This is a genomic window from Moraxella sp. K23 (assembly GCF_041154765.1).
GTDB classification, from domain to species: domain Bacteria; phylum Pseudomonadota; class Gammaproteobacteria; order Pseudomonadales; family Moraxellaceae; genus Faucicola; species Faucicola tetraodonis.
The window spans coordinates 1749139-1770173 of sequence record NZ_AP031595.1 but is presented as its reverse complement, the minus strand read 5'-3'; the positions used below and the strand labels follow the sequence as shown (position 1 = coordinate 1770173).

The 21035-nt window shown below is 43.9% G+C and carries 14 protein-coding genes and 1 tRNA gene; 5 read left to right on the top strand and 10 right to left on the bottom strand.

Annotated elements, in window-relative coordinates; all coding sequences use genetic code 11:
• Positions 1-65: 65 nt before the first annotated feature.
• Both ACAM37_RS07755 and ACAM37_RS07750 read right to left on the bottom strand, forming a co-directional pair.
• A tRNA-Ile gene (locus ACAM37_RS07755) sits at positions 66-142 on the bottom strand.
• A gap of 150 nt (positions 143-292) precedes the next feature.
• A complete protein-coding gene (locus ACAM37_RS07750; RefSeq protein WP_369625920.1) occupies positions 293-1108 on the bottom strand; it encodes a phosphodiester glycosidase family protein in 816 nt (271 codons plus the stop codon).
• A 301-nt stretch (positions 1109-1409) separates the two neighbouring features.
• On the opposite strand from ACAM37_RS07750, the gene ndk reads away from it, so the two are divergent.
• The 5 genes from ndk to ACAM37_RS07725 all read left to right on the top strand — a co-directional run bounded on the left by ndk (position 1410) and on the right by ACAM37_RS07725 (position 6924).
• Positions 1410-1841: a nucleoside-diphosphate kinase gene (ndk, locus tag ACAM37_RS07745; protein ID WP_309595723.1), complete on the top strand. Its 432-nt coding sequence runs from the start codon at positions 1410-1412 to the stop codon at positions 1839-1841.
• A 786-nt stretch (positions 1842-2627) separates the two neighbouring features.
• A complete protein-coding gene (ispF, locus tag ACAM37_RS07740; protein WP_065253686.1) occupies positions 2628-3128 on the top strand; it encodes a 2-C-methyl-D-erythritol 2,4-cyclodiphosphate synthase in 501 nt (166 codons plus the stop codon).
• A gap of 171 nt (positions 3129-3299) precedes the next feature.
• Complete coding sequence (gene grxD, locus ACAM37_RS07735; protein ID WP_007116440.1) at positions 3300-3638, top strand: Grx4 family monothiol glutaredoxin; 339 nt, start codon at positions 3300-3302, stop codon at positions 3636-3638.
• Between the two features lie 65 nt (positions 3639-3703).
• Positions 3704-5797: a DNA polymerase III subunit gamma/tau gene (gene dnaX, locus ACAM37_RS07730; RefSeq protein ID WP_369625919.1), complete on the top strand. Its 2094-nt coding sequence runs from the start codon at positions 3704-3706 to the stop codon at positions 5795-5797.
• Positions 5798-6024: 227 nt separating this feature from the next.
• Positions 6025-6924 carry a LysR family transcriptional regulator gene (locus ACAM37_RS07725; protein WP_219300079.1) on the top strand — a complete coding sequence of 300 codons (900 nt, stop codon included), beginning with the start codon at positions 6025-6027 and terminating at the stop codon, positions 6922-6924.
• Positions 6925-7039: 115 nt separating this feature from the next.
• On the opposite strand, the gene ACAM37_RS07720 is transcribed toward ACAM37_RS07725, so the two are convergent.
• The 8 genes from ACAM37_RS07720 to ACAM37_RS07685 form a co-directional block, all read right to left on the bottom strand.
• Positions 7040-9352: a lipase family alpha/beta hydrolase gene (locus ACAM37_RS07720; protein WP_369625918.1), complete on the bottom strand. Its 2313-nt coding sequence runs from the start codon at positions 9350-9352 to the stop codon at positions 7040-7042.
• Positions 9353-9551: 199 nt separating this feature from the next.
• Positions 9552-10610 (bottom strand): tetratricopeptide repeat protein, encoded by a 1059-nt coding sequence (locus tag ACAM37_RS07715; RefSeq protein ID WP_369625917.1) that lies wholly within the window; start codon positions 10608-10610, stop codon positions 9552-9554.
• Between the two features lie 245 nt (positions 10611-10855).
• Positions 10856-11518, bottom strand: coding sequence for a 2-polyprenyl-3-methyl-6-methoxy-1,4-benzoquinone monooxygenase (gene coq7, locus ACAM37_RS07710; protein WP_203171516.1), 663 nt, complete (start codon positions 11516-11518; stop codon positions 10856-10858).
• Positions 11519-11693: 175 nt separating this feature from the next.
• Positions 11694-13832, bottom strand: a complete 2139-nt coding sequence (gene phaC, locus ACAM37_RS07705; RefSeq protein WP_369625916.1) for a class I poly(R)-hydroxyalkanoic acid synthase — start codon at positions 13830-13832, stop codon at positions 11694-11696.
• 199 nt (positions 13833-14031) lie between these two features.
• Positions 14032-14628, bottom strand: a complete 597-nt coding sequence (locus ACAM37_RS07700) for a phasin family protein (protein WP_157819359.1) — start codon at positions 14626-14628, stop codon at positions 14032-14034.
• A gap of 376 nt (positions 14629-15004) precedes the next feature.
• Positions 15005-15484, bottom strand: coding sequence for a phosphate acyltransferase (locus tag ACAM37_RS07695; protein WP_219620355.1), 480 nt, complete (start codon positions 15482-15484; stop codon positions 15005-15007).
• A gap of 228 nt (positions 15485-15712) precedes the next feature.
• Complete coding sequence (locus ACAM37_RS07690) at positions 15713-19498, bottom strand: AAA family ATPase (protein WP_369625915.1); 3786 nt, start codon at positions 19496-19498, stop codon at positions 15713-15715.
• Positions 19495-21030 carry an exonuclease SbcCD subunit D C-terminal domain-containing protein gene (locus ACAM37_RS07685; RefSeq protein ID WP_369625914.1) on the bottom strand — a complete coding sequence of 512 codons (1536 nt, stop codon included), beginning with the start codon at positions 21028-21030 and terminating at the stop codon, positions 19495-19497. Before ACAM37_RS07685 ends, ACAM37_RS07690 begins: the two co-directional genes overlap by 4 nt.
• Positions 21031-21035: the final 5 nt, after the last annotated feature.

Sequence of the window (21035 nt, the reverse complement as noted above, 5' to 3'; positions counted from 1 at the left end):
TAATCATTGCAAGCTAAAAAATAAAAAACCACTGAGGTTTAATGTACCTAAGTGGTTGTTTTATATGGTGGGCCCACACAGACTTGAACTGTGGACCAAAGGATTATGAGTCCTCTGCTCTAACCAACTGAGCTATAGGCCCGAAAGGGTAGTGTCGCAAATATTGCTAAGCAAATTTGTCAAAACTAGGCTGATTATAATACCTTAAAAAATTATTTTTGCAATGTGGAAATGGATAATTTTATGCAAAACGCTGATTAAATCAGCATAAAATTGTCTCACCGAATACGCATTATTTGTCTTGTGTCACCGCAATCATCACACCCATATATTTATTGTCATTGCGTGACAGCGTCTGACTATACAATGCCGAGGCACTACCGCCATCCAAAAACAACGCATTGTCACAGCCCAATTGCGATTTGAACAAATCGGCAAACTCATAAAAGCTGACAGGGGTATCGCTTATCACAAATTTGACGCGGCTAGGATTGCGACCACACACGCCAACACCATTGCGGTACTTTCTCGAGGTACTATTGGCATCAAATGCCGGATGGATGTTACCATTGATGACTAGCATGGGTCCAGATTGGGTGGCGAAGGTCGGTTTTGCACCGCTTGCCAGTTTTTTTGCCATGCTTTGACTTTCAGTGATATAAAAACCTTGACGGTCTTGCCAAAATACCCCATTGGGCATTAGGTGAAAGTTACCACCGCCCTGCTTGAGATTTAGGGCTCGGATTTGCTTGCCATTGATGACCGTATACCCAATCGGCGCAAAATTGCCATCGTACATCCCGGCATTCATCGCAAACAACAAGGTTTTGGCAGGTTGCTGGCTTGCCAAATAATCGCGAAGGGTAGTAAAGGTGAGTAATAATGGGTGGCTCGCGGACGAGGGATTTTGCCAATGTAGTGAAAAATTCGCCGCGTTTTTAGCATCAAGCTCGCAGATACTATAGTCGAACGGCTGGCTTTTTCGCTGACAATCTGGCATGGTTTTGACAGTAAACTGACGTGCCAAACCGATACTTGCCACCAATAATAGCGCCAAGCATAGGCTGACAACAACCGCTTGTGTTTTTGTGATATTTGAGAGCGTCATACCATTGAGAGAAAATTTAAGCTATTGGCTACTATATCATAGTTGCGTATCACAGAATATATCCGCCATTTATTACAAAAAACTCGTTCAACTTGATATTCTAGCAATTTCGACTTAACAGTGATGAATTAAACTAGTTTTTGCCCTCAATATCATTATAATAGGCAACTAAGAACAGCACCCCGCGTTTATTCAAATCTTCAAATCACGATTTGACAGAGCCATCGGGCAGGGTATGGGCTGTTTTTACAGTTTCTAGCACTTAAAATCATAATCCCCTTCAATTTTAAAGGAATTTAACATGGCCATTGAACGTACGTTATCAATTATCAAACCTGACGCAGTTGCAGGCAACCACATTGGCGAAATCTACAGTCGTTTTGAAAAAGCAGGCTTAAAAATTGTGGCAGCAAAAATGTTGCATTTAGACAACGAAAAGGCGGGCGGTTTCTACGCTGAGCACAAAGAGCGTCCGTTTTACAACGATTTAGTCTCTTTCATGACTTCAGGTCCAGTGGTTGTATCAGTACTTGAAGGGGAAAACGCAGTGGCTAACCACCGTGAAATCATGGGCGCTACCAATCCAAAAGACGCCGCTGAAGGTACGATTCGTCGTGACTTTGCAAACAGCATTGATGAAAACGCGGTTCACGGTTCAGACTCAACCACATCTGCAGCCCGTGAAATCAGCTATTTTTTCAATGACAATGAAGTTTGCCCACGTACGCGTTAATCTTGACATAACAAAAAACGGCTTAAATTTTAAGCCGTTTTTTTATTGTCTATCACTCAGATGGCTTATCATTAAAAAGTGGCAATGCAAAATCAAGGATGCAAAATTAATATTAATAGTTTTATTAAGGAAACTAAAGAAACTTAATTTAACAATTCATAACAAAGAGCACATAGAGCACAGGCGCAAATCCGCTAAAATAAAGTCATAACGACATAAATACAAACTTTGTTGACTACGATATTAATAAGACAGAATCAGTAAGACAAAAAATAAAATAAAAAACGATAAAAATAAAAAAAGCCATAATTTGGCGTTATGGCTAACATCAGTAAAACAAAGAAGAAGAAAGCAACAATAAAAATAACAACAAGTAGTGCATTACCCACTCCCATCAAGTTCCCCACTTGATGGGTTTATTTTTATATTATATAACGTTATATAATAAAATACCATAGCAATTTACTAGGATTTATCAATTTTTTTAGACGTTATACGGCAAATCTCGTTTGACACCCAATTTTTAATTCAAGCAGTGATAGTAGCTGGTTATGCCAAGTTTTTATTCAAAGTCGTTATTCGAATGCTATTCAAAATCGTTATCCAAAGTTTTTATTCTAAGCTGTTATTCAAAGCTTTTATTTAAGGCATCCTAACTACTTGTAAATCATGCTTTAACCGTTAAAATAGAGCCCATTAAAACAGTCACTGTTAGAATAGACACGGCTAAACCACACACAATAGCTCCCCAAAATCACGACAGCAAGATAAAAAATAGGATTAACCATGATAAGAATCGGTCAGGGCATTGACGTCCATGCCTTTGTTAATGACGGCACAGAAAACCAATTCATAACATTAGGCGGGGTACAAATTCCCCATACCCACAGTTTGCTTGCGCATTCTGATGGCGATGTGGTGCTACATGCGTTGTGTGATGCGTTGCTTGGTGCATTGGCACTTGGCGATATTGGGCAGTTTTTCCCAGATACCGATGAGCGTTTTCGCAATATAGATTCGACCATTTTGCTAAACCAAGTGTACCAGTTTATCCAATCAAAAGGCTTTGCGCTTATTAATGCCGACATCACTATCATGGCGGAGCGTCCAAAACTATTGCCTTATCGTAACGAGATTCAATCGCGTATTGCCGGTGTCATGGGCTGCGCGATTGACCAAATCAGCGTCAAAGCCACCACGACTGAAAAGCTTGGGTTTACCGGTCGTCAAGAAGGGATCATGGTAAGCTGTGTGGTGTTGCTTGAACAAGTGACTTCATCAAATTAATGGAATTTGCGGGTGATTTTGCTGCTGACTTTTTTGGGGTGGGCATCTTGAATGTTTACTTTCAATAACCATTATAGCGTATAATAGCAACCCTGCACTCATTATTAGTGAGTCAAATTCTAGCTGCGAAGATAGCGCTCTACTTTAAAGGGCTTGATAAAGGAATTTCATATGACTGATATGAACCAAACTGACATCGAACAAACCATCCGTGACCAAATCGCTCAACACAGCGTATTGCTTTACATGAAAGGCACGCCACAGTTTCCACAATGCGGTTTTTCTGCGCGTGCGGTGGATGTGCTAACCCAAATTGGCCGCCCATTTGCGTTTGTCAATATTCTTGAAAACCCAGAAATCCGTGCAACTTTGCCACAAATTGCTAACTGGCCAACTTTCCCACAATTATGGGTGGCAGGTGAGCTGATTGGCGGCAGTGATATTATCTATCAAATGTTCCAAGACGGTGAATTACAGCCTCTAATTGAAGCCAATAGCCCAGCGGTTTAGTTTTACTACGAGTGGGTTAAGGTTATTTCTTTTTTTAACGTTTTTGTTGTCATGTATCCATAACCATGTATCAAGTCCTAGCACGCAAATATCGTCCAAAAAACTTCCATGAGCTGCTGGGACAAGAACATGTGTCCAAAGCATTAATCAATGCCATCCATAACCAGCGCTTGCATCATGCTTATCTATTTACGGGTACGCGCGGCGTCGGCAAAACTACCATTGCGCGTATTTTGGCAAAATGCCTTAACTGTGAGACAGGGGTGACAAGCGAGCCTTGTGGCGTATGTGGTGTATGCCAATCCATCGATAGTGGTCGCTTTATTGATTTGATTGAGATTGATGCGGCATCACGTACCAAAGTTGAAGATACCCGTGAATTACTCGACAACGTACCCTATGCACCAACGCAAGGTCGCTACAAAGTCTATCTAATTGATGAAGTGCATATGCTATCGACGCATAGTTTTAATGCGCTACTCAAAACCCTCGAAGAGCCGCCAGCGCATGTGAAGTTTCTGCTTGCGACCACAGACCCACAAAAACTGCCCATTACCATCATCTCCCGTTGTCTGCAATTTGTCCTTAGACCTTTGCCGCAAGTGGCGTTAGCTCAATATCTTGGTACGATTCTGAACAAAGAGCAAATTAGCTACGAGCCTGATGCCTTATGGCAGCTATCGAGCAGTGCCAAAGGCTCCGTGCGCGATGCATTGTCACTGACAGATCAAGCCATTGCGTTTGGCAATGGCAATGTCACAGATGAAGTGATTCGCCAGATGCTTGGTTTAATTGACCAAGCCGATGTCATCGCTATCCTTGCTAATATTTATCAGCAAAATACCCAACAGCTGACGCAGGCTATTCAGCTTCTGCGTGAGCAGGTGGTGGATGCCAAAGCCGTATTTGACAGGTTGGCTGAGACGCTACATCAATTGGCCATTTTGCAGGCCTTGCCAAATTTTGATTTGCAAATCAATCGCCAGCAAAGCGAGCAATTGCAACAACTGGCTCAGCAGTTACCCGCAGAGCTATTACAACTATATTATGACATTGTGGTAAAAAGCCGTGAAAACTTGGCATTAGCCAATACGCCGATGCAAGCGCTAGAGATGTGTTTGCTCCGCTTGATGGCGTTCAAGCCGCTTCGTCGTAATCAAATCCCGCTTCGCCCGCCAATCGCTAATAATCCTGAGTCTCAAAGTCTTGATTCTCAAAGCCCTGATTTTAAAATTGTCGACACAACGCCTAGCGAAGCCATACAAGGCGCAAAGTCTTCAGTGCTGGCTGAAGATAGCTTACAACTAACTTCGGAGCAGAGTGATAACAACTTATCGGATGACAATCTGCTCAAATCTGCGTCAAACGTTGATAGCATTCAACAAATCATTGAAGAAAGCATTCAACAAGGCACTGAACAACAGGCATTTAATAATAGCCATTTAATAGCTATCGATGAAGCCGCGTTCAATACCACCACACAGCAAACGCCCACCCTAGAAGACGATGCCAATCGCTTATCTGACTTGCAATCCAGTGTCAGTCATCATGGAACTAGCGTGCATGGTATTGTTACCGCACCTGCTATGGTTACGGAAGATAGCAACCCGATAAAAAAAAATGAGCCACCGCCAATCGCCGTAGCTACCAATGTTAATGTTAATGCTGATAATACCCAACATACGAGGGGGGTAGATGGTAGTGATATTGCTGATATATCGCCACTGGCGTTGCTAAAACCCACTGATGTACCGCTTGAGGGCGAGTGGACGCCTGCCAAATGGGATTATTGGGTGTTTAATGCCCGTGAGCAAGGCTGGCTCGATGATGATGAATTAGTGCTTGCCAAACGCGGGGTTATGACGGGCGAGATTCATGGGGTTAGCCAATTTGTCACTGAACAAAGCTTTTTGACCCATACCGCAACTTTTGATAATTTTTGCCAAAAACTTCGACAGCTTTTTGAGGGAATTGATATTCGTTTGGCGGAGTCGACCAACAATTTTCAAGCGCTAGAGAAATTGAAACCAGAAGCGCTACAAGAAGCCCGCGAAAAACTAGCGTTACAACAAGCTACTCATCAGCTTGAACAACAAGCAGTTACGCAGGCACTGTTGCAGCAAAACGCCTCGATTAGCTCTGTTAAGTTAATTCAATAACTGAATTTAATTTATATAAATTCTAGTTTTTACTTTTTTAACAGACGAATAATTGAAGAGAACCAATATTTGTTAAGGAAATCAATAAAATACAATATTAAATAGTTGAAAAAATATTAATAATTTTAGTTAATAAATTCCGATGTCGTTTAATTTATCTTGCTAATAACGTATAATACATCAGCTTTTAAAAGTGACTTTGATTAAGTGATAAAATTGGGTGAAATATGCTTGATAATTTAAGAGGCATGGCGGTTTTTGCAAGTGTTGTACGTCATGGTTCATTTAGTGGTGCTGCAAAAGAACTGGGCATAACAACAAGTGCGGTTAGTCAACAAATCCGCTCGTTAGAAAACGATATGGGTGTGGTGTTATTGCATCGCTCAACTCGTAAGTTAAGCTTAACAGAAGCAGGTACTAGTTTTTATGAGAGTGCCAAAGATGTGGTTGCGGCAGCCGAACAAGGTCGTATCCGTGTCAATCAATTACGCGATGAGTTAGCAGGGAACTTACGCATTGCGACCACGCCAGAATTGGGTGTGAATCATATTTTACCGGCGCTGTCGACTTGGATTTCGGCGCATGATGATTTAACCATCCATTTTGAAGCGGATAATCAGTATGTTGACTTGATTGAAGAGCGTATCGATATCGCCCTTCGGATGTCACCAAACCTTAATGACAGTAGTTTATCGGCGTTTCCTTTAACCGAGATACGTCAGCTGCTGGTGGCTTCACCGCATTTTTTACGTCAAAATGAAAAATTGACCGAACCAAAAGATTTGGCCAAACTCAATATGATTGGTATTAGCCTTATCAAAGATCCCAATCAAGTCGATATGGTGAATGTGGAAACAGGTAAAAAATCACGCGTGCGTATGCCAACGCGTATTCAAACCAACAACATTATGCTTGCCACGACCCTTGCCAAAGAAGGACATGGCGTTGCCCGTATCATGTCACTAGATATCCAAAAAGAATTGGCAAATGGCGATTTAGTGGAAGTATTGCCAGGTTACCAGTTACCAAGTTATATGCTGTATGCAGTAACACCCAGACATGAACAACAACCTGCGAAGGTGACGCGCTGTCTTGAAGTGTTGACCAAGTATTTTGCTAAAGTTTAATGGTTGGACTGTCAGTAGTATCAATAATTAGTAGCAATAAACAGTTGAATAAAAAACAGTGTAATAAAAAGCGAATAGTGAAGGCTATTCGCTTTTTTATTGATGCTGATAGCCGCTAAGGTTGTCTGTCAGGCGGCGGGGTGACGCCATAGCGAGCGAGATGTTGATGCAGGATGCGACGTAACTCCAAAATCGCCTGCGGGCTGGTATGAACATTGTGACGACCGGTAAGCACTTTTTCAGATTCCACGCCTTCTAAATGCGAGCTGTTGTACGGCACAATACCATCAGAGACACGGTCGGTTGCGCCATATTTCACCGATTCTAAGAGTTGCTTTTTCTCATCTAGGCTTTGTTTGGCTTGCGCCAGACTCGTGGTGTTATACAGCTTGGTCTCTGTGGCGGGTCTAACGCTCGACGTCGTATTGTTATTTTTCGAAGATGTTATGGATGCCGATACATCATCAGTAGTGCTATTGGCTGCCTTAGCGGTAAGCTGTTCGAGCGCATTGGACAAATCTTTATCATCAGTGGCGATGATGTTATTGACCGCAACATTGGGCGCGATGGTGACATCTGCCGTTAATTGGTTAAAGTAAGAGCGGCTGCTCAACTGGCTGGCGCCATTTTCCAAAAATAGCTGTGCCAGCGGATTGCTTGAAACCACGCCTTCAGTAAATAGCGAATTTAAATTGTCATACACGGTGTGGATAAATCCTGCCGGTAGTGAGATGATACGGCGCAAACTGCGAGTAAACCAGCGATCGGCATAATCGGTACCGCGAAATGGCGAAGAGATAAAAATCGCGCGATCGACTTGCGGCAGGGCTTGAAGTTTGAAGCGGTCACTGAGCGTTTTATTTTGCGCATGACGGACAAATGCCGCGTAGCCTGCTGAAAAATTATTCATCTGTGAGTAATTGGCAACCAGCGATTCGACTTTGGGCGTTAAGTCATCATTTGATACCAACAAACGCCCAATCACCCCACCCATACTATGACCAATCAGCACCGCATGTTGACTGGCAACGTCCTGCTGCTTAGGATCGACAATTTTAAAAGTGCGTTCAATCAAGTCATAAATTTGGTGGCGGTTTTCTAGCATCGGGATATTGGTGGGATAAAAAATCTGCCAAACTTGGAAGTTTTCGCGAAGTTTTGGGTCATTAAAAATGTCATTGGTCAGTCCAATCCAAGTTTCAGGACTCGATGCCAACCCATGCATCATGATAATCACGCGTTTATTAGGATTGTAAGGCTCAAGCATAAATAAATGCGGCTGGGTTTGCTGATACGGCGAGGAAAACATACTAAAATAACTGATATTGCCTAGGCGATTGTCCTGTGACCACAAGCCGTAGGCTGCCGAAAAATTCGCCGATAGCGCAAAATCTTTGTTGAGAATAGAGACACTTTTAAACTGATAGGGATTATAAATATTAAGCGAAAAATCGGTGGTTTTTTGCAACTCATCAATGCTATTGCCTTTGGGCACCAACACCGCGGTCATAGGCAAATGCCCTGATTGGTGGATACGTTCTTCTAACGGTGTATCATTGGCATAGTGTTGCAACAAGTCAATAATCACCGCCCTATTGATGCGACTATTGAGTAGCGCCACATAATTGATACCAAAGCCATCGCGGCGACTGATGGTATTAAATTTTGATAAATTAATCTGGTAGCTTGAAATCAACTTCATCGATGCCGATTTGTCAGTAAACGGCTGTCCATTGATACTGACACGCAGGTTGTTGCGAGTGATTTGATAATTTTCTGCCATTTTTTGATGATACAAGCGATCACCTAACGCATCGATGGCAGCGTAATACAAGTCCTGAATTTGGGTATCGCGTTGTTTTGGCAGATAATACAATTGTGACGGTTGTTGATTGACGACGGTTGGATTGAGGATATCATACATCAAATAAATGTAAGAAAACCGAATCGATTGCAGCATATCGTCTTGAAAGGCGATAGTACAAGAAATTTCATCGGGTTTGGGCGCTACAATGTCGGTCTTGCCAACCAAATTTTTGGCATAGTCTGTGGCCAAATCTTTTGGCGGATTGGTACAAGTTTTGGCTTGCTGGCGCTGCTGGGCAGAGGCGTAAAACAGCTCACTAATTGCGCCATAAATCCCTTTATCGGAATTAAGATCCGCTTGCTTGAGCGTCACTACACAGGCAGGCATATTTGCCAAGCATTTTTCTTCATCTAAACCTGCCTGCACTAAACGGCTTTTGGTGTCAGAACTCAAGCGGCTGCCTGATAACACGCTGACGCGCTGATCCATGATGGCTCTTGCAGTATCGCGGCTACCGATTTTGGTGGTGGCGCAGCCAGTAAGGGTGATGATAGTAACCAATGTCGTCGCCGTGATGAGAGACTTTTGACAAAATCTAGTAGATTGGTTTGTTAGCGGCATGATGATTTACTCGGCTAAAATAGCGCAAAAAAGAATAGAGCAACGATAGATAGCACAAAAAAATGTAGCGCAAAAAATCTGCCTATCACTGAATGATAGGCTGAAAAAAATCACCATGGTAAAATTCAACTATAATGGTGAATTAGCATGGTGACTTAGCAGTGATATTAAACCACGGCTAGGGTATGAACGCAAAAAATTATTGAACGACTTTTGCAGGGATATCCCAAATGTAGTATTTACCGCTATTGACGATGCGTAATTGCTCATCGATATATGGATTGTCTGGGTTTTTGGCTTTAAATTCCGTTAACCGTTGAATGGCGCGGTCTTTTTTGTCATCCAATAAATCTGCTTGCGCCAAACTTTGCGTAGCTTCTAGATAGCCCATTTTTTCGGCTTTTTCTAAGTATTTGGCACCTTCTTTAAAACCGCCACCCTCAGCGAGCATTGCGCCATATAAGAAGTTGGCTTCTGCCGTGTCATTGAGCCGCACGGCACGGGCGATATAATTGCCTGCACGCACGGCATAATCAGAACCTAAATCCAGATTGCGACCCATCGCATTGAGTTTTGCTGCACGCAGTAGCACCTCATAAGAGGCATTTGGATTTTGTGCGTAGGTCTCAATCCATGCGGTCAATGATTTGAGTCGCTCAGTGGTGTTGTAGCGCTCAGTACGGCTCGAAAAAACAGGGGGATAGTGGCGTGCCATTGGGGTAGCATAAGTAATAAAATCGTCTAACACGCTGACATCTAACTGTGTACTATTATCCGTGGTTCGTGGAATCAAAACGGTTTTTACTGTTGAGATATTACTAAGCGTTAAAGTTGGCAGTGGGATATTGGCAAGATTTTGCGCTGAAATATCCGTGCCTACCAATTGTACGCTGTTGGTAGATGGATACATCACGTTGGCAACCGTGGGGGCGGTCAAGACAGGCACTATCATTGAACCTGTATTTGAGGTGGCTGACGGGGGTGTCATTTGCGGGGTAGTATCCTTCACGCTATTGCTGACCGTATCAGCAGATTTCTCGGTTGATTTGTTGGTAGTTTTGGCTTTGGTCACCGTGGTTTTTTTAGTGGCTGTTGTCTGGGTAGCGGGTTTTGCCGTGGTGGTTTTGGTGGTGGTCGTCTTGGTCGTTGTTTTTGCGGTTGCCGTTGCAGCCATCGCTACAGTGGCATTGGTTGCCATCAAAATAGCTAAGGTGTAGGTTAGGGGGGTATAGGCTAGGGGTTTTACCATGTGAGTCATTGAAATTTCCTTAAAAAATTGGGTGGGATGGATTGCAAAAATCAGTCAGCTTATCCCATAGCAACAATGTAAAGCAATAATGTAAAAATACTATCAAAAAAAAATAAAGTTATTGTTATATTTTTACGCGAAAACAGCGCGATTAAGCAAGGTTATAGCAATAAACACGCCAGCCAACGATTGAGGCTGTCAGTCATGCTCATTTAAACACGTTCGGTTAAACACGCTTAGTTAAAGATGCTTGGTTAAATATGATACGCCACCGTTTTCATGCAGTTAGCCAAAAAACGCATCGTAGTTTTGATGGGTAGTGGCAATGGGCTGGCGCCTGATTCGACTGCTTTATCACGGTGATGTAATTCTTCTTTATCCATTTGGCTTAAAATCTCAGCACTGCGTTTATCTTGTGCAGGCAGCTTACCAAGATGGCTGTGCAAATGCTCGCTGACTTGGGTTTCTGTCTCTGCGACAAACCCCAGACTAAACTCATCAGAAATCAATCCTGCTACCGCACCCATGCCAAACGATAGCCCATACCAAAGCGGACTAAAAATACTGGGATGGCTACCCAATTCATTTAACCGCGTCTCACACCACACCAAGTGGTCAATCTCCTCTAGCGCAGATTGGTGCATGGCTTTTTTCACTGTTGCTTGCTTAGCGGTAAATGCTTGACCATGATACAGTCCTTGCGCGCACACTTCGCCCGTGTGATTGATACGCATGAGACCTGCGACATGACGCGCTTCTTCCACGGACAGTTTTGGCACATCGGGGCTAGAGACAGGCAAAGGACGGGTGCTAAGATTGCTGTTTGGAATAAACGAGCGAATCGCCCGATCAAAGAAGACAATATTGCGGTCTAGCTTACTGAGTGATAGGTCATTTTGTACTGGTTCAATCGACATAGGCGCTCTATTCAAAGTGTTTCCAATCGCTATTATGCGCAGAATATGGTGTTAATTCTACTCAATATCACAACTTTTGACTAGCAAATCTATGTAGATGATGGGCGATTTGGCTATTTTATAAAAATCCCGTGACAGGCTAGGCAATTACGGGATGTTGTGTGATAACGATATATTATACGGGTGGTAATTGTGAACGGTAAGCTTCTGCAAAGTTATGACCGGTTAAGGCTTCAGTCGCTTTGACCGTGACATAGCTACCTGGGGCATCGCCATAAGTTGGGATTTCTTTACCTTGGCTATTTTGACCGACAATACGGGCATTGATTTCGTTGCCCTCAAATGGTTTGATCCAGTCATGCCATCTTGTCCACCATGTGTCTTTAACATAGGTGGCGTCTTTGTACCATTGGTCAGCGTCCGCAGGGTAGTTGTCGTTGGTGTAGTAACCATATTTACTACCTGGGGGGTTCATGATACCCGCAATATGACCCGATTCCCCCAACACAAATACTTTTTCACCGCCAAATACTTGCGTGCCTGCGTAACAGCTTTTCCATTTTGCGATATGGTCTTGCAAGGTTGCGACCATAAACACGGGAGTTTTAACTTTTGATAAGTCAATTTTCACGCCGTCAATTTCAACCCCACCCGGTTTACGCAGCAAGTTGTTGATATAGAACTCACGCAGTAAAAAATGGTGCAGGGCAGCAGTCACGTTGGTACAGTCTGAATTCCAGTATAACAAGTCAAAAGGTACGGGCCGCTCGCCTTTTAGGTAGTTTTGTACGTAGTAGTTCCAGTATAGGCTGTTCTCACGGAGTAGGCTAAATGACACGCCCATCATTCGCCCATCAAACACGCCTTTGTCAGCGTTCTGCTTGTCAATCGCCGCAACGATTTTGTCATCGATAAAGACGCCGATATCACCTGGATCTGAGAAGTCAATAATAGTCGCCCAAAGTGTCGCACTGGCAATGCGGCTTTCTTGCTTGGTCGCGGCAAGATAGCCTAGCGTCAATGCTGTCAACATACCCCCAATACAATAACCTGTAATATTGATGGTTTTTTCACCCGTGATGGCTTCAATTTGATCCATCGCTGCAAGCACGCCGTCTTTCATGTAAGTGCTCATGCCAACATTTTTGTACTCAGGCGTCGGGTTCGCCCAAGAGATGACATAAACCGTATGGCCTTCGTTGACTGCCCAATGCACAAACGAGTTGTTCTCACGTAAGTCCATGATGTAGAATTTGTTGATCCAAGGCGGCACCATCAACAACGGACGTTGTTTTACTTTTTCGGTTGAAGGGTCATACTGGATGAGCTGCATCATGTGGTTTTCAAATACCACTTTACCTTTTGAGGTGGCGATGTTGTCACCCACCCGAAACGCACTCTGGTCAGTCATACGGATATTGAGTGTATCAGCGCTGTTACCCATGTCCTCAGCCAACTGCTTCATCCCTTGAACGAGATTTTGCCCCCGACTTTCGATGGTCAAACGTAGTACCTCTGGGTTGGTCATTAAGAAGTTGGTTGGGGCTACTGCATTGATCCATTGGCGGGTAAAAAAAGCCAAGCGTTGACGGGTTTTTTCATCAATACCTTCAACGCCATCAATCGCATCCATCATCGCTTGGGTAGTTAGTAAATAATACTGTTTGAGGAAGTTAAAAATAGGATTGTCTTCCCATTCTTCATCATTAAACCGTTTATCGCCTTTTTCAGGACTTGCCACTGGGTCGATTTTTTTACCGGCAAATTGTTGTAGTGTGTTTTGCCACAAGTGCATTTGGTCTTTAAACAACTGCAATTGGTCTTCAACCATCGTGCCTGGGTGATTGGTCACCATTTGACCCATTTTACGCCAGCCATCCATTAAGTCCATCATGATGGAGGTATTGGTGTACTGCGGCGCTTGGTTGGCACGCATCGATTGCTGTGCAATTTGTTGGCTCAGTTTGGTCATATTGCCAAAAAATTCGCTATAGAATTCACCGACCGCGGGATTGTAAGGCGGAATACTAGAGGCCATGTGAGCAAATGGATTGGTTTTGCTCAAAAAATCCAGCGGATTTTGCGGCAGATTAAAGGCGTTGGTTCCAAAGTTGCTAAAAGGATTGCTACCAAAACCAAATGCATTATTACCAAAGGGAAAATTGGCAAATGGGGTGTAGCCAAAAGCATTGGTATTGGTATTCTCTGCGCTTTGGGTGTTGGAATCATTGCTATTTGAAGCGCTATTTGAAGCATTGTCGCTTGAGGAATGGGCGTTCGCTCCTTGATATTGGGTGTCTTTATTGTCTGCCATGATAAGTCCCGTTATTATGATGTGCTTGATAAGAATTCGCTGTGAATACGCACGCTTACTTAAAAATATGGTGGATTAGGCATCTGTCTAATCCACCACTTTTATAGATTCATAAGCCGCCATTCATCTATCAGGTAACACATAAATAGCGGTTTATAAATGATACAGTCTTAAGAATGACTACGATGCATCAAACTAATTATTTTGCTGCAGGGGTTGTTTTTGCTGCAGGTTTTGCCGCTTCGCTATTTTGTGTTTGTGGTGCATCATTAGCGGTGCGGGTTGCCGCAGCAGTCACGTTAGTCGCAGCTTTGTTCATGTTTTGGGTGGTTTGTTTAACCGCTTCTGACATTTGGTTTGCCGCTTTATGCATGTTTTCGTTCACTTTGCGGTTAAAGTCTTCTGCCGTTTTTGATGCGTTGCTAGCAGCGCTTTGCATCGCATCTTGCATACTGGATGCATTTTGGCTATAGATTTCATTCATCGCTGACATGACTTCATTACGGATTTCATTGCCAAGCTCAGTCAAACGCTGTGCATCTGACAACATTTTTTGACCCAATTGGTTGAGCAGCTCAGTTTGTTTTTGGTTGAAGCTTGAAGCCGCTTCTGGAGAGTCAACAGAAGAAACATTGCGAAGTTGCTCAAGACCCATTTCTGAGTAATGGCGCATTGTTTCTAAAGAAAAGTCAGTCATTTTTTCCGCATTTCGTAACATCGCTTGGTTGAAGCGAGACCATGGTGCGTACATTTGACGTGAACCATCTTTCATTTTATCCATAAAATCGTTGTTCATAATTGACCTCATTAGGCTACCAGAAAAAACAAGAAGGGTATTGAAGAATACCAAGTTGCGATACATTTTCTAATCAAAAATATGACTAAAATGAATGTGATAAGATTTAAGCATAGTCTATTTGCTTGATATTACAATATCATGAAAGATGGCTAAATTAAACCTTGCGAGGAGCTTAAAAGTAAAAAACAATCGCTATTTATGTTAATATTTGTAATAATATAATCAACTAGACATTAAGAGTCGGTAACCGATAAAAATCGGTTATATCTTACCATTCATCCTAAAAATAGTTGACAGGTTTGTCACTTTTAATTATCGGTTTCTATCGTGATTGCCTGCTCAAGCGATAAAGCCAATTCAAGTTGCTCATCGGTCAGTTTTGCAAAATGTCTTTTTTGGTCAGCAAATCTGGCACCACGTTGAGTGCACAATCGGTCAAGGTCAAAAGCTTGTGATACGTGGGACTTTCCATTAACCACACGTGGCTCATACGGCGCTCGGTGCGTAGGTTTTGGGTTTTATCGACCAGAACACCCATTAACTCATCGGTATGCACTGAACCTTTGATGATAAAGTCGGCTTGCTGTTCACGAACCATTTTTGCGGCGATTTCAACTGCGTCATGGCTATGCTCAGCATCCACCAACATAAAGCCTGAAATATCTAAATGGGCGTCAGTAGCGGCTTTTTCGATTTTGTGTTTTGGACCGACCAAAATCGGGGTGATGATGTGGTGCTGATGTGCTTGAATACAAGATTGCAAAATGATATCGGTAGTAGGGTGCACCACCACGGCAGGGACAGGCGAGACAAAGCGCCCTTGCGCTAAAAGCTGCGAAAGTTTGGTTAACATCGTGTTGCCCTTATGAGTTGACATAAATAACACTGCGCACTTAGATTTTGATTAAGCGAGCGGTAAACATTGACATAAAACAGTATGAACCCATGACATGACAGCAAGATGAATCGGTTTATAAATCGGTTGTTGCGATAGGTTTGCCTCGCCGCTTAACTTATTAGCTTAACTTAACTTAACTTAACTTATTTTAACTTAATTTAGCTTAACCAAAGCTAGCCTGCGTCAACTAATCTTGGTAATACCGGCACCGATAATTTTACTGATGCCCCCTGTTTGCGGCACTACTTGGATTTGACTACTGATTCTATCTTTCAGCGCCTGAATATGGGAAATCACGCCAATTAGCTTGCCCGATTGCTGTAGGTTGGTTAGGGTGTCGAGCGCTACATCGAGTGCTTCTTCATCCAGCGTACCAAAGCCTTCATCCAAAAACAGCGAATCTACTTGCATGCGGTGACTGGCCATATTTGACAGTCCCAATGCAAGCGACAAGCTGATAATAAAACTCTCACCGCCTGATAGATTTTTACTGGTGCGGATTTGCCCGCCTTGGTAATTGTCCATCACATTGAGCATCAAGGGCTGCTCGCTATCAGCTATCAGCAAATAACGGTCGCTCATTTTTTTGAGCTGTTCATTGGCATGGGCAACCATGATATTAAAGGTCAAGCCTTGGGCAAAGTTACGGAATTTTTTGCCATCGCTTGAACCAATCAATTGATGCAATACCTTCCATTCTTCGGTATGGTTGCGCTGTTGGTTGATGGCATCTAATAGTTGCTGCTGATTTTGTTTGAGGGCTTCATTGGCTGCTAGCTGCTGTTCAACGGCGCCCAATTGTTTTTGCTGCTCGCTAAATTGCTGTTGTAATTGCCCAAGCGCATCAAGCAATTGTTCAAGTGACAGCGCAGTTTGGGGATGATTGAGTAACTGCTGCTGTATGCGTTTGGCTTCAGACAGTAGGTTATGATTGCGCTGCTGACTATCATGGAGTTGATTGGCAAGCTGTTGTAAGCGTTCCCGCTCGGTATCGACCAAAACCGCAGCGCGATAATCCGCCTCATCCATAAAACCCAATGTCGCAAAACGCTGCTGAATATCGGCTTGTAGGCTTTGCTGGGCAATTTTTAGTTGGGTGGTGCTAGTGGTCAAAGATGCGATTTGTTGTTGCAAAATCTGCAGCTGACTTAGCTGCTCATGAAAGGCTGTTTGGCTGGTTTGATAATCCTGCAAAGCCTGATTTTTTGCTTGGATTAACGCGTGAGAGACGATGTCTACCGCTTGTTCGCCAAACAAGGCGTATCGCTGCACCTGTAGGTCACTAATTTCTTGCGACAGCGCTTGCTGTCGCTGACGGACTTGGTGTTGATTTTGGGTTAGATGTTGCTGATCTGCCACCAATCGGGTGAGCGCTTGCTCAATCCCTGTGATGGTGTCATTGATATGGCTAAGCTTAGTTTCTAATCCTTGATAGCGCTGCAAAAGTTGCGCAAGGGTATCGATATGCTGATTTAATTGGGCATTCACATCCTGTGTGGTAGCAAAACTAAAAGTGCGGTCGCGCGTTGCAAACGGCATCAGCAACTTGTCGATGCGCTGCATTATTTGATGTTGTTTATCGGCGATAACCAATTGCTGGGCATCAATATCGCGGATTCTGTCTTGGCGATGTTGCTGCTGATTGTGTAGCACGGTTTGTTGCTGCAAAACCTCATGGTATTGCTCGCTCAGTTTTGCTAATCGCTGCTGGGTTTGCTGCTGCTCGGATTGTACAGCTTCGATTTGCGTCAGTGAATCTTGCAGCGCTGCCAAAGATTGATGATTGTTGGTTTGTTGAGCCTTGATTATCGTCGCCAATGTTTGAAGGGCTTGGCGGTCTATATCGTCATCGGTGCTGGGGGCTGCAAAGGGCGGCAACGCTTCAATTACCTGTTGTACAGGCTGAGCGTGTATAAGGTGTTGGCTGGCAAGCTGTAATTGATTTAATAAGCGTTGATTGTGTGCCTGTAGGTGCTGCAAATGCTCATTGCGCTGTTGCTGGTTATTTGTGAGTGCATGTTCTTTAAGCAATAACTGCTGTAATTGGTGATTGATGTCATCAAGCCGTTGTTTGGCAATCGCTAATTGTTGCTCTGTATCATCAGGTGTGTAGGGCTGATGGGTGGCGAAAGGATGCGCGGTTGATCCACACAGCGGGCAAGGTTCGCCGTGGCGTAATTTATCGCGCTCCTCGGTCAAATCTTGAATTTTTGCCAATAAAATCAAGTTGCGATTTAACAGTTCGGCAGTCTGCTCGGCGGCTTGTTGCTGCTGCTCGCTAGTTAGTCGTTGGCTAGCAATCTGAGCCAATTGAGTTTGACCCTCGGCTAACTGCTGCACAAATTGTTGATAGTGTTGTAGGTTGGTTTGCCAAGTCTGCACATCGCTTTGCATGGCGGCAAGCTGCTGGTTGGTTTGCCAATAAGTTTCAACCTGCTGGCGCAAGACTGCCGCTGATTGCCCTTGTGTCAGATGATATAAGTGACTAGTTTGGTTTTCTAAGTTTTGTCGATGCTCAGAAATTTGTGATTGCAACTGCGTGAGCTGTGATTTTAGAGCGCAGGCTTGCTGCTCATTGTGCTTAAACTCACCTTGTAACTGCTGCCGTTCGGTGGCGAATGCTTGCACTTGTTGGCTGAGTGCTTGGCTAGATTCCTGTAGTTGGGTAAGGGAGGCCAATGTTTGAGGCAAGGTTGTTGCCTCAGGGATTTGCTGCCGCGCTTGAATAAGCTGTTCACGCTGTGTTTGCTGGCTAACAAGCTGCTGCTGCTGACTGTCAATGCTTTGGGCATTATGCGCCAATTGCTCACCAAGCTGTGACAACTGCTGTGCAATCTCTTGAGCGTACTGATTTTTTTGCCCAAGGGTAGTGTCAAGCTTGCGCACTTGGTTTAATAACGGTTGGGCTTGTTGCCAGTCGGTTTCGGTTTGCTGGGCTTGTGCTTGACGCTCATCTTGGTTTTTTTGAGCAAGTTGGTAATTGCGTTCGGCCGTGGGTAGCTGGTGTTGGTAACCCGCAAGCTCACTGAGCTGTGCACTCAATAAATCACGCTGATAATCCAGTTTTTTAATATCACCCGACACTTCAAGGGCTTTTAGTGCGCGCTGTAGTCGGGTTTTTTGTGGGGCAAATTGGCTTTCTTGCTCGGCAAGGTCGCGTGCTTCATGCTTAAGCTTATGGATTTGGTGCGTGTATGCGTCAAGGTTTTGTCGCCATAGCTTATCAGACTCGATTTTAGTCATGGCGGTTTTGGTTTCATTGAGGATGTCAATCAGGGCGTTTTTTTGTGAGGTTAGGCTTTGTACTTCTTCATCAGATAACACCGTCATGCCTGATAAGCGATCGGTGAGGGTCTTAAGTTCAGCGTCTGATTGGGTTTTAAACTCATGTACTTTTTTTGAGATATCGCCATAGATTTCGGTGCCGGTGATTTCTTCGAGCAGATTGGAGCGCTCATCGCTATTGGCTTGCAAAAAAGCAGCAAAACTGCCTTGCGCCAGTAGCATGGCACGGGTAAAACGGTCAAAATCCATGCCGGTGAATTCAGCGACCAGTTTTCTAGTTTTTCTGGTTTGGGTTTCAAGCGGTGGTAAATCTGCAGCTTCATCGGTAAAAGGGGCGATTTCGTGCATTGGCGATTGCAAGTTGCCTTCGGGGTTTTTTCTGGCGCGCTTTTGTAGCCAAGTACAGCGATAACTGCCACTTTTGGTGGCAAAAATCACTTCACTCAAACATTCGCCAGTATGGCGTGACATGAGGTCATTTTTGCTTTGGGTAATCTCACCCAAGCGTGGCGTCGCACCGTATAAGGCAAGACAAATGGCATCTAAAATGGTGCTTTTACCCGCCCCTGTCGAGCCTGTGATGGCAAAAATACCTTCATCAGCATAGGCGGCATGACGAAAGTCAATTTCCCATTCGCCTTGCAATGAATTAAGGTTTTGAAAGCGTAGCTTTAAGATTCTCATTGATGACCCCCTTGCAAGCTTTCAAGCACTTCAGTATATTTTGACCATAGCATGGGTTTTTGCTCTTCTAGCACTTGATGGGCAATTAGACAGCGTTCAAATACTTGTGTTGGGTTTAATTCTTCAAGCGACTCATCCATGCGCTGGCTTTGCATCACCTGATCGCGTTTTTGCTGATTTTTGATGCGTAGTACTTCAAGCCTAGAGTCTTTAACCAGTTCTGCAATTTTTTCTGATAAATCACCCACGACTTCTTCCCCGTCATACACCACTTCAAGCCAAACCGATTGTTGGGAATTTTTTAGGCTGTGTAAGCTAGTTTTGATGGTTTGCCAATCGCCTTTGAGCGTTTGTATGGGTTGGAACACAGGAACAGGCAGTGATTGCAGGAGGGTAGTATCGCTAAGCTTGGCTATATTGTAAGGTTGCCCAATAATTTGTCCATTAGGTTGCCCACTGAGATGATCACTGGGTGTATCATATCCTGCTTTATAGCTCGCTTGTGCGTCAATAGCTACTTCAATCTCAGCCTCTGCATTTATCGCGCCAAGCATGGATGATTCAGGCAACTCTTCATCCGCAAATAAATCCATCGACGTATGGCTCACACTTTTGCGTTTTTTGACAGGGGTTGGCGCAGAGACAAGCGGTTTTTTTTGAATGGTTAAAGTCTGTAATGGCTGTGACAGTAGGTCAGGCTTGGCATCAAATCGCAGCAAATGCACTTGTTTTTGCTGGCGACTTTCGCCAAAACCCATGGCAATGGGTGAGCCAGCGTAACGGATGTGTGGTTGTCCGCCAACCACTTGCGGGATATGCAAATGCCCAAGCGCCACATAGTCAATCTGTGGGTGGAAAATCTCGGCACCGATACTACCGAGTGAGCCGACATACAAATCACGCACCCCATCGCCTTCCATCGTTTGCCCGCCCACAGTAAATAAATGCCCCGTTGCCACAATCGGAATGGTACGCTTATATTTGGCTTTGAGCTGCGCTTGTTGCGCAATCGCAATATCGGCAATCTGTGCATAATGGGCTTTGATGCCTTGGGCAAGTTTGCGTTCTTTATCATCAAGGCGTTCGCCATGCCCGACGGTTCGCACATCACGGTCACGCAAGTAGGGCACTGCCATGACAATGAGCTCAGGTTGCCCTAATTTATCTGATAACGTAATCACTTCATCAGTCGGCGTATCTGTCATACTACCGATGATATGGATGTTAAAGGCTTTGAGTAGCTGTTTGGGCGCCTCCAAAAAACTGGCTGAATCATGGTTGCCCGCTACGATAATCACATGGCGGCAATCGGTATGGCAAACTTGACTTAAAAAATCATAATATAAATTTTGCGCTTGGTTGCTGGGCGCGGTGGTATCAAAAATATCCCCTGCAATCAGTAGCACATCGACTTTTTGCTCACGCAGCGTCTGTAACTGCCAGTCTAAAAACTGCTTAAATTCATCGTAGCGTGGCTTACCATAAAGCCTACGACCCAAATGCCAATCTGATGTATGTAATAAAGTGAGCATAAAAA